Source organism: Alteromonas sp. AMM-1 (assembly GCF_047290655.1).
Taxonomy (GTDB): domain Bacteria; phylum Pseudomonadota; class Gammaproteobacteria; order Enterobacterales; family Alteromonadaceae; genus Alteromonas; species Alteromonas mangrovi.
Genome location: NZ_JBLBUE010000127.1, coordinates 1 through 10,205 on the forward strand (window position 1 = coordinate 1; position 10,205 = coordinate 10,205).

The 10,205-nt window shown below is 47.8% G+C and carries 8 protein-coding genes; 2 read left to right on the forward strand and 6 right to left on the reverse strand.

Annotated features, from left to right (window positions below):
- Window positions 1-368 precede the first annotated feature (368 nt).
- A complete protein-coding gene (locus ACLR2L_RS15585) occupies window positions 369-2,843 on the reverse strand; it encodes a vitamin K epoxide reductase family protein (RefSeq protein ID WP_413369379.1) in 2,475 nt (824 codons plus the stop codon).
- Between the two features lie 447 nt (window positions 2,844-3,290).
- On the opposite strand from ACLR2L_RS15585, the gene ACLR2L_RS15590 reads away from it, so the two are divergent.
- Window positions 3,291-4,856, forward strand: a complete 1,566-nt coding sequence (locus ACLR2L_RS15590) for an FAD-dependent oxidoreductase (protein ID WP_413369381.1) — start codon at window positions 3,291-3,293, stop codon at window positions 4,854-4,856.
- 109 nt (window positions 4,857-4,965) lie between these two features.
- On the opposite strand, the gene ACLR2L_RS15595 is transcribed toward ACLR2L_RS15590, so the two are convergent.
- The 4 genes from ACLR2L_RS15595 to coxB are packed head-to-tail and all read right to left on the reverse strand — an operon-like array spanning window position 4,966 to window position 9,300.
- Window positions 4,966-5,769 (reverse strand): cytochrome c oxidase assembly protein, encoded by an 804-nt coding sequence (locus ACLR2L_RS15595; protein ID WP_049587401.1) that lies wholly within the window; start codon window positions 5,767-5,769, stop codon window positions 4,966-4,968.
- The gene (locus ACLR2L_RS15600; RefSeq protein WP_012519723.1) at window positions 5,760-6,101 is read right to left on the reverse strand and encodes a hypothetical protein; all 342 of its coding nucleotides are present in this window, start codon (window positions 6,099-6,101) and stop codon (window positions 5,760-5,762) included. Before ACLR2L_RS15600 ends, ACLR2L_RS15595 begins: the two co-directional genes overlap by 10 nt.
- Window positions 6,098-8,605: a cytochrome c oxidase subunit I gene (gene ctaD / locus ACLR2L_RS15605; RefSeq protein WP_049587404.1), complete on the reverse strand. Its 2,508-nt coding sequence runs from the start codon at window positions 8,603-8,605 to the stop codon at window positions 6,098-6,100. The genes ACLR2L_RS15600 and ctaD overlap by 4 nt, the downstream gene beginning before the upstream one ends.
- A complete protein-coding gene (gene coxB / locus ACLR2L_RS15610) occupies window positions 8,602-9,300 on the reverse strand; it encodes a cytochrome c oxidase subunit II (RefSeq protein WP_049587406.1) in 699 nt (232 codons plus the stop codon). The genes ctaD and coxB overlap by 4 nt, the downstream gene beginning before the upstream one ends.
- 38 nt (window positions 9,301-9,338) lie before the next feature.
- On the opposite strand from coxB, the gene ACLR2L_RS15615 reads away from it, so the two are divergent.
- Window positions 9,339-9,809 carry a DUF2231 domain-containing protein gene (locus ACLR2L_RS15615; RefSeq protein WP_283620243.1) on the forward strand — a complete coding sequence of 157 codons (471 nt, stop codon included), beginning with the start codon at window positions 9,339-9,341 and terminating at the stop codon, window positions 9,807-9,809.
- A gap of 8 nt (window positions 9,810-9,817) precedes the next feature.
- Here ACLR2L_RS15615 and ACLR2L_RS15620 read toward each other — a convergent pair.
- Window positions 9,818-10,205: hypothetical protein (locus ACLR2L_RS15620; protein WP_413369384.1), on the reverse strand; the 388-nt coding region annotated here is incomplete at its 5' end.

The following is a 10,205-nucleotide window of genomic DNA, read 5'->3' on the forward strand; positions in this document are numbered from 1 at the left end:
AATTCGTCGTCAAACAGGCCCCACCAAAGTACGACTTGTTCACCTGCGAGGTCGGGATCTACCTATGTGCTCCATCTTTATGCTATTAACAAAAAGGCCAAGATCATTGAAGAGCGCTGTAACTCGGCAAGTCAGGCTTTTTGAAATTTTTGTTCATTAGTCTTGGCGATTTGAGTTTCGTAAATTGGTAAGTGATAAGAGGTAATGATGTGATTACCAAGGGATACTGCCGGTATATTTCCAAGCGATTTTGACGTAAACAGACTTATTCATTTACATGCCTCTAGCGCGACCTGTGGGAGCAGCTTATTATCCATGCTTTTTGCCGACAAGAGGGATAACCTGATTGAAGAAGCCCTCTTATTTTCCTAAACAATGAATTTATCCCATTTCCCGTAGCTTGCTCTAATATGACCTTTTCGTAAACTCAACCCAATTAGCAATGCGCCACATAGCAAGCTTGAAACAACTGAAACCAGAGGGGCACCGAGCAGAAATGGCGTGGTAAATAATGCCAGGCCTAGAGGAACAAGCGCATAACGTGCCATGCGCCCAGACTCGGCAGTAGCAGTAACAACGACTGTCAGGACCAGAGCTCCCACCACATGATCAGCATTAGCCGTGCTGCCCTCGGTCCCCAGCGTCAAACGAGTGGACATAAGCCAAACTCCGACAGGAATGCAGAGCGCAAGATTCCAGGGCAAAGTAACTCCTCCTGCAATCATGTCTTTAAATACTGTTATGGGGCCCCGTTCAAACTCTCTTTCATCACCCTCCCAGGCTCCTGTATCAGTATCGCCGGTAAAGAAAATACGTAGCAATGGGCGACCTTGCTTTTTACGACGCCATAAGAATTCAGTAGTTGCCACCAGCTCATCCAGCGAATAAGGAATTTGAATCAGCATGGCTGCTGCACCAACCAGGCAAAGTGTACACCAGGTTCCAATAACGATGGGCTGAATAATAATGAAGAAAATCGACACCACGCCTAATGGCACAATCATAATGCCGAACAGCATTACCAACCAGGGCATGGTGCGCCAGCGGCGGGTTGACCCCATCAGGCCGGTAAGAATTTCCAGCGCATAAGTCATAGCACCTAACCCGGCGTCGGGAACCGGCCACGCCTCAGATACCTCAGATGTGATAATTTCTTCGGTGCCATTTTTCGGGTCACCGCCCCCGCCTGCAAAAAACGGTTCCCATACCGCGTCTATATGTCCTAACTGGAAGGCACACAAATAGCGTGAAATAAAAAAACCTACAAATGCGAGCAAAATAATAGGCATCCGTTGCACCCAGCTTGACGGATTAAACTCCCAACCGGGCGGAATATTGGGGCCGGTCTCCGCCGCTATTAGTGATACACCGGGCGTTGGCCGCGAGCACACGGCAAAAGCAATAATCAGCATGCCCACTAACGTGCCGTTCAGATAGGCCCCCGCCGTAGGAGACCAGAACACCAACGGTGCCGAGAGCACCCAAAATCCGACAATTCCCGCGGCCCAGCGAGCCTGGCTCATTCGCCATGACAGACTTAAACCGGCAAACACCAGCAGTGCCAGTCCCGACCCCATGTCACTAATCGTCATTGCGCGGCTTTCATACCCCAACAAAAATGGCGCGGTTAACAACCAGAACGCCAACCCGATATTCATAAAGTGGGCCCAAATAAAGTTGCTATGGGCGTCACGATAATGATCTTCGTGCTTTTCACGAATTGCGTTGGCGTTAACTTCTTTTTCCTTCGCCGTTTGCATCCAGTCTGGCAAAGTGATGCCATTGGCTTTATACCAACCTGGCGGATCTTTTTTCAGATTGTCAATTAACCGTTCCAGTGCATCATAAATGTGGTGCTGTGGTCGCCAATTTAACTGTTCCTTTACCCGGCTGAGATTAAGGTCATAATGATCACTTGATAAATCAATCATGAATGGTTTAATGAACGGCTTTTCACCATGATCAAAGGCGTCAGGTACCACCGGCTCGGTTTTTTCTTCCAGCCAAGCTCCAGGTTTAGCAACATACTCCGGTATTTCGATGGTGTTCCACTCTCGTTCACCATAAATCAAATGACCAATTCGATTTTGCAGCGCCTGATAACCCATTACGCTGTCTTCGCCGGCCAATAGTACATTTTCTTTGGGCACTTCATGGCGCTTTTCAACCAGCTCGGTAAACAATGACACCATATCGTCTTTATGCAAAAAAGCTTGTCCGGCCATTTTATCGCCCGAGTACACCCAACTCTTAAATTGCCGCTCGTAAATGCGGGCGATCTGATAGCTTAAAGTGGGAACAGCGGTGTGGTCATCGTACAAGCCAGCCATTCGTAACAGGGTATAGGGAATTTTGCCATGATGGCTGCGAATGGCTTCTTCGGCATCGGCTTTAGACTGCGGATAGGTCCAGCCGGGCTCAATGGGCGTGTCCTCGGTGATTTTTTCTCCAGGGACCCCTGCCCGATGAATGAGCATGGTGGAGGAATAGATGAAATGATCCACATCAAAGCGCTGCAGTTCGGTTAGAAAATCCGCCGTTCCCTTTACATTGAGAGCCTCATACAAGGGGTTGTCTTCGCCCGAGAAATCATAATAGGCGGCAAGGTGAATCACGCAGGCAATATGACCGCCATGTTTTTCATGAATTTTATACAACGCAAGGGAAATGGAGTCTTTGGAGGTAAAATCGCACTCGTAACTTTCATGGGCACTTTCGCAAGGTGTCAAATCCAACCCAATAAGGTGATAATCTTTTTTCAGCACCTCACAAAGTGCACTGCCTACGCCGCCAGATGCACCAGTTATCAGAACAATCCGCTTTTCTGCTGCTTGTTGTGCCATCAATAAGTCCTTGCCAGAAACCTAAAATTAAGAGGGTTACTATTGAGTAACGAATCAACCCGCGTTTCGGGTCATTGACAGAGAGAAAACGATGAAAATAGACAAAATCTAATCAACTTCGGCAATTTAGGGAAACGCGCCGCGTCTGCTTGATAATCGATAATGCGGCGGGACAGTGTAAAACTTGCGAACGACAGGAATATACTTTGTAGTAAAAACACGATTGGTTTGGGGAGCCATCATGCAAGGAGCCTTTGCTGCCACACCGCGTTGGTTAATAAATGCCATAGGCTAATGATTTTAATTAAATAAGTAAGATTGCACGACCGTAAAATGAAATTTAATGTTTTCAATGCGCAAATAGGAATAAAACTTGATGGTCTAGAGTCTCGCAATACTTCCTTGCTGGCACACGGTGTCGGCGCCCATTTGGATAAGGAGCCTCTCATGTCATTTATCTCAGCCGGTCCTGCAGACCGCCTTGAAAACCTCAAACCTAAACGCGTTACCCTTAACGATACAGAAATTCTTCTCATTCGTGACGGTGAAAACGTTTATGCCGGCAGCGCCGATTGCCCTCATAAAGGTGCGCCTCTTGAAGATGGTGCAGTATGTCGAGGCAAGTTGGTTTGCCCATGGCATAAAGGCACTTTTGATATCGCCTCTGCTGATGTATGCGAACCACCTGCACTAACAGGATTATCTCGGTATGCGGTTGAAATACGTGACGGCGAGGTACTTGTGGATCCCGAACAGGCCACCGACAGCACCGATAAACGACAAAACCGATTAACTGCAGTTAACGCACATTCTCATATTGTGATTGTCGGCGCTGGCGCAGCAGGCGCTGCCGCTCTGCAAAGTCTGGTGAACAATCGTTACCACGGTCGGATCACTGTTGTTGATCCAGAAGCAGATGCACCTTATGACCGAACACTGCTTACCAAAGCTGTGACAGCGGGCGACATGGAACCTGATGAGGTAGACCCCCTTGTTAATCAAGACGACATGGATATCACAGAAGTTACACGCCTAGTGGCTAAAGTATCCGGAATTGATACTGCCGCCCATCAAATTGAGCTATATGATGGTCAATCGTTGACATACGATCGATTACTTATTGCCACAGGCGGGATCCCCATACGGCCGGATTTACCCGGCGTTAATTTGTTGGGGATCCATACGCTTCGAAATATTGAGCATGTGGAAAGTCTATTAGCTGACGTTGAAAACACGAACAATATTACCATTGTTGGCAACAGTTTTATTAGTCTGGAAGTGGCCGCTTCATTAAAGCAGCGTAGCGACAATATACGGGTAAAGGTTATCGCACCTGATGCGGTGCCGTTTGAAAAACAATTTGGAACCCAAATCGGGCAGTATTTCCGTGATTTACACGAGAAGCATGACGTCGAGTTTGTCGAGGGCACAGTAAGTGGATTTCATGGTACTGAAAAAGTAACCGCAGTGAAGCTGGAAAGTGGCGAAACGTTGGAAACCAATCTGGTGCTGCTAGCTACCGGCATAACGACTGATAAAGATTTACTCAATAGCTTTACATTAACGCATCAGGGATTGGTGAAAGTGAACGAATTCCTTGAAGCTGCTGAAGATGTCTATGCGGTGGGTGATATTACCAGCTATCCGTATAATGGCGAAGAAATGCACATTGAGCACTGGCGACTAGCCCAGCAGCATGGTCGTTGCGCAGCAGAAAATATACTCGCGAGCCTAGCCTACCCTGCCGAACGTAAAGCATTTGATCGCACACCTTATTTCTGGACACAGCAATTTGATGTAAAGTTTGAATACGTAGGCCACGCAAAAGAGTGGGACGAAATCGAAGCGGTGGGCACACCGGAAGACGAACAATACCTCGCAGTTTTTCGCAAAGATGGTAAGGAAATTGCTGCTCTGGCTAAAGGTTATCCGCAGCTCATGGCAAAAATGATTATTGAGATGGACGACCATGTTGCGCTGTCATCGGTTAAAGCTGAACTTGAAGCTGCCTAATTAACAAGCTTTGATTTGGTGACGAGAAAGCGCGTAATGGCGCGCTTTCTATGACAAGATTGCTAACTATTCTCCGAGACCGGTAGTCCTCACGTACAAATCCTTCTGATTAAACAGTTAGCGATTTTCGTTGTAGCTGTCTATACCAGCGATGCCCCACCCAAAATGCTGCGGTGATGTAGGGCACTCCACCTACTACCCACATGATAAGTCCCGCTAATTGCTGATCGGCAAGGTTGCGGGATTCACCGTAAAAAGGAGTGCTGCCAAAGGTAAGAAACGCACCTAAAAAGCCCGTGTGCATTAGCGTCACCAACAGTGCCAGCAACGCATAGGGAACTTTACGGGTAAAGGCATGTAAGCAGGCCCACCAAAACCATACCGCCGATATCAGAAAGCAGGCGTGTTCGAATACGTGAATCCAGGGATTCTCCAACGCCAACATATAAAATTTCGGGATGTGCCAGAACCAGATCATCATACCGTGAAAGTAGGTGCATACCATCGGATATTGAGTGATTTTAAATGCATATTTCCATAATCTTTCCCCATATGCTCCACAAGCCCTGTAGAACTGTGGCAATGGCCGAGCCAAAGCGAAAGCTGGCGCTATTATTACCATCATAAACATATGCTGGGTCATATGCGCAGCAGAGCTATGTTCAGCCCATTCGTCCAACGGACCCAAAATGGTAAAAAAGGTGATCAAAATGGTGATATGAAATAGCCATCTCCGCCATACAACTGCGGTAGCGTAGCGGCAGCCCCATACATAGATTATCCAGAATATCAGTACTATCACCGCCGTAAGGCTAGCGGAAAACGCGTCCTGGCCACCACTGGTAAAGGGGTTGTGCGCCCATGCACCGGTTGACCAAAACAATAACGTTGCTACGAGAATAATTAAATACATGGTGCCATCGCCAAAAGAGGAATGCCAACAGCCAGCGTCGAAATGGCCGAAGCAAGATAACTTGTCGCCGCTACACGCAGTAAAAAGCGCGACTCATTTTCTGCATTTGCCGCTACGTGCCACGACTTAAAGGCGCAAATTCCCAAATAAATAACAATAAGAAACGTAGGAATTAAAAAACTAAGGTTTATCCAATTAAATGGGCCCGCCTCGGCCGCAGGTTTAGCCAGCTGACAAGCCACCGCGACACCGCCATAAGTAAATACAAACCAGAGCGCCCAAATCACAAACCCGGCCACAAGATGCCAAGGGTGCGCGCGGGAAACTTTCATTTAGCCTCCCATATTGTTGGTAAGATCAAAAAGCTTGCGAAGCTTAGCCAAAAAATAACATGTGTAAACAACCACATGGGGCTCATTACGACAATTTCATAGGACAGCTTTGTACTGATGTAATCATAACTAACCCGCAGTGCCTGGAGCGTAGTGGTGATCACGCTGATGATACTGTGGAAAAGCAAAAAGGCCAGCATCACCAACAATACGGCATCATACGCATTAGTCGTAAATTGCAGGTCACTCGAAACAGTGATGAAAGCCAATAGTCCAACATGACCCATTCCACAGGCTGAAACGAGCCAAAGCCACTTAGCGAGCGACTTCTCTTGCTCACGGCGCAAATAGCGATTCAGACGGCGATACAAAGTCACTGCAATGGTCAGTAACGCACCACTTAGCCCCATTAAAACCGGCGAAATTGCCGACACGTCAGGTAAGGTTTTATTTGGTGAAACTGTCCACAAATATAACCAACCGAAAAGCAGCGACAAATATAAGGTGCCGTCAGCTAACAGAGTCACACACATACCCCATAACCCTGGCCCGTCAAAGGTACGCGAGTGCAGAGGCGGCTCTCCCCGGCTCGCTTCTTCATCCGTCAGTGGTGCCATCGTCTTGTGCGTGCCGTTCTCCCAACTCCAGCGTAAAAAGAAGCCTAGACCCAATATGGCGAAAAAGATGCCGACCATATACGCTTTAGACACCAGGCTGATGCACAACCCCGCCAGGGTAGCCGCACAAATTAGAGGCCACCACGAATGGCTGGGAATATGAATAACTTCTTTTAGCTTGCCACTAATCGCATCTGTTCCATACAGTTCCCGTCGCCCGTGCTTAATACTTTTTAAGCCATGTTCGCCAGCTGGAATGCTATTAATCAACGACGGGTCGTCCCATAGTGGATGACGTGATTTTACCTCAGGGATACTGGCAAAATTGTAAGACACCGGCGGCATGCCCGTGGCCCATTCCAATGTATCAGCTTGCCAAGGATTAGATGAAGCCTTTCGACCATATCGAAAATGTAGCGTCACATCTAAGACGAGCATTAAAATACCAATCGCGAGCACGAAGCCACCAATGGAAGAACTCAGATTTAACCAATCCCAGCCCAGGCCACTTTCGTAAGTAAACACTCGGCGTGGCATGCCCAACAGACCAGTTAGGTGCATGATCAGAAACGTTGAATTAAATCCGACAAACACCAAGCCAAACGCCCAGCGTCCCATTCTCATAGACGGCATTCGTCCGGAAAAATGGGGCAACCAGTAATATAGGGCGGCGATCAGCGGAAAGAACATTCCGCCAATAAGCACATAATGAAAATGCGCCACTACAAAGTGCGTATCGTGCACCTGCCAGTCAAAGGGCACCAGTGCTAGCATCACACCAGTCAACCCACCGCAAACGAAGATAAACAAAAAGCCAAAAATCCATAGCATCGGCAGTTCAAACCGAACACGGCCTACCCACAATGTCGTTAACCAAACGAAAATCTGAATGCCTGTGGGAATCGCCACCAGCATGCTGGCAATGGAAAAAAATGCCTGGGCCAAATGAGGGATCCCGACGGTAAACATGTGGTGTACCCATAAGCCAAAGCTGATAAACCCAGTGATGATTACTGATAATACAACCCAACGATATCCCACCAGCGGTCGACCCGCGAACACTGGCAATATAGTGGAGACCATACCCGCTGCCGGCAGAAAAATAATGTAAACTTCAGGATGGCCGAATAACCAGAACAAATGCTGCCATAAAATAGGGTCACCACCAGCGTTAGGATCAAAAAAAGGCATTTGCGCTGCCCGCTCAAGCTCTAACAGAATGCTAGCCAGAATCAGCGGAGGAAAACCGAACACGATCATTAACGCCATCGCGAGAATATACCAGCAGAAAATAGGCATTTTGCTCAAACTCATGCCCGGCGCTCTTGTACGCAAAATCGAGACGGTAAGCTCAATACCTGCCGATACTGCAGATATTTCTACAAAAGTCACTCCGAGTAGCCAGAAGTCTGAGCCCGCGCCAGCGGAATAGTCGTCGCTGGATAAGGGTGTGTACATAAACCAGCCCGAATTAGGCGCGATGCCTAGCACCAGACTTGACAGCAAAATCAACCCTCCAAAGAGGTAACAGTAATAGCCTAAGGCGCTCAAACGGGGAAAGACTAGATCGCGCGTGCCGATCATCTTTGGAATAAGATACATCGCCGCGCCTTCCAGAACCGGAATGGCAAACAAGAACATCATAATAGTGCCGTGCATAGTAAAAACCTGTGAATACAGGTCGGCAGTAATGAGTGTCTGACCTGGCAACGCCAATTGCGAGCGGATCAGCATTGCCAGCAAAATGCCTACGAGAAAAAAGATCACCCCGGTTAGCATGAATCGCTGACTGATAGAAGTATGGTTTACCGCTGCAAGATTGCCCCACCCAGGTAGGTTATCCCATACCTTGGCAAAATTTTTGTGTAGTTCTGATTTGCCATTCATTGTGTTTTACCTTGTTGGACGAGCCATGCATCAAACTTCTCAGCAGAATGAGCAATGACTTTAAAATGCATTTTAGCGTGAGAAAGGCCGCAATATTCGGCGCATTGGCCACCGAACTCACCTACTTCATCGGCTTGCAAACGCACGATGTTCGTGTGCCCCGGGATCGCATCAATCTTTCCTCCTAGCCGTGGCACCCAGAAGCCATGAATCACGTCCGCACTAGTCACATGAATATCAATTGGCGTATCGACAGGAATATGAATTTCATCTGTTAGTTCAATATCATGTTGCGGATAGGTTACATCCCACGCCCATTGTCTGGCATGCACATCAATTCGCACAGCGCGCTCATCTGCCAAAGGCAGCATAATATTCCCGGCTGGAATACCAAAAATGAGCAATACGGTTATGCCCACCGTGGGTAACACAATACCGCCCCACAAAACCATACGAGTAAGAACGCGTTTTACATCTGCATCGCTATATTTACGATTGCGTCGGAAGCTGGCATACCACCAGAGTGAGCAAATCCCCAGTAATACCACGACTCCAACCGTGAGCATGCCCCACCAGATTGTGGTAACCGCCTTGGCTGACGGACCTGCCGGGGCGAGAATGGAATACGGCTCACTGCAACCTGCCAACAATAAGGCACTGGCAGTGAAAAGATATTCTGTTACTCTATTTACCAAACTCACTCCTTAAACGGTATTTAGGATCTGACGCTTCTATGTCGAATTCAATAATCAGCAGCCGCGCTTCACTTAGGGGGCATGCGCTACATCCAGCCCTGATCCATTTTCCCATCGCGTTTTTGCTCATACTCATTGTCACAGATATTGTATTTATCCTTACCAGCGATCCTTTCTGGGCTGAAGCCAGTTTTTGGCTTACTGCTGCTGGACTGGCATTTGGTGTTTTGGCCAGCCTTGCCGGTGCCATTGATGTTTTTACTGTACGTATTATTCGCCATATTGTCGCAGCCTGGGCTCACGCCGTTCTAGCAGTAATGACGCTATCGCTGACCACATTTAACCTTACCTTACGCTTAGGCGATAACCCCGGCGAACTTATTAATCCCTGGGGAATCTATGTCAGCGTTCTAGCTGGCATCCTTATCGGTATTACTGGTTTTTTGGGCGCTCAACTGGTTTTTGCTTACGGCGTAGGTGTTAACGAGCCTCAAAATAATGAACGCTAAGTTGAGCCCTAGATTGGCCATGGCACAAAACCAGGTGCAGCAGGTTTTGCCAGGACCACAAACAGTATGCTTCCGACGCCGCAAAATATCGCTATCAGAAAGCACCAGCTAAAGCCTGCCAGATAACGCATTTCCTGGCGTTCAAGGCGCGTTATCAGTAGCCCAAGGCTCGCGTGCAATATCACCAGTATCGTCACAATGGTTAGTTTCACCATCAGCCAGAAAGTAAGGGTGTCGTTTATTACAAAGACCAATGTTCCCGCAATAATAGAAATGATAGCCGCGGGCGAAGCCACATACGCGAATATCAGCCGCGCTACCGACCCCATTCCAAATGGAATATCGATAAAGTCTTCGCGCATTTTAGACTCAGTAGACATTAAGATTGGCAAAGAC

What these genes read in the sequence shown, in the direction of transcription:
- ACLR2L_RS15595 (WP_049587401.1), bottom strand. Translation starts at nt 5,769, where the DNA reads ATGTATTTAATTATTCTCGTAGCAACGTTATTGTTTTGGTCAACCGGT.
- ACLR2L_RS15615 (WP_283620243.1), top strand. Translation starts at nt 9,339, where the DNA reads ATGTCGAATTCAATAATCAGCAGCCGCGCTTCACTTAGGGGGCATGCG.
- ACLR2L_RS15600 (WP_012519723.1), bottom strand. Translation starts at nt 6,101, where the DNA reads ATGAAAGTTTCCCGCGCGCACCCTTGGCATCTTGTGGCCGGGTTTGTG.
- ACLR2L_RS15590 (WP_413369381.1), top strand. Translation starts at nt 3,291, where the DNA reads ATGTCATTTATCTCAGCCGGTCCTGCAGACCGCCTTGAAAACCTCAAA.
- ACLR2L_RS15585 (WP_413369379.1), bottom strand. Translation starts at nt 2,843, where the DNA reads ATGGCACAACAAGCAGCAGAAAAGCGGATTGTTCTGATAACTGGTGCA.
- ctaD (WP_049587404.1), bottom strand. Translation starts at nt 8,605, where the DNA reads ATGAATGGCAAATCAGAACTACACAAAAATTTTGCCAAGGTATGGGAT.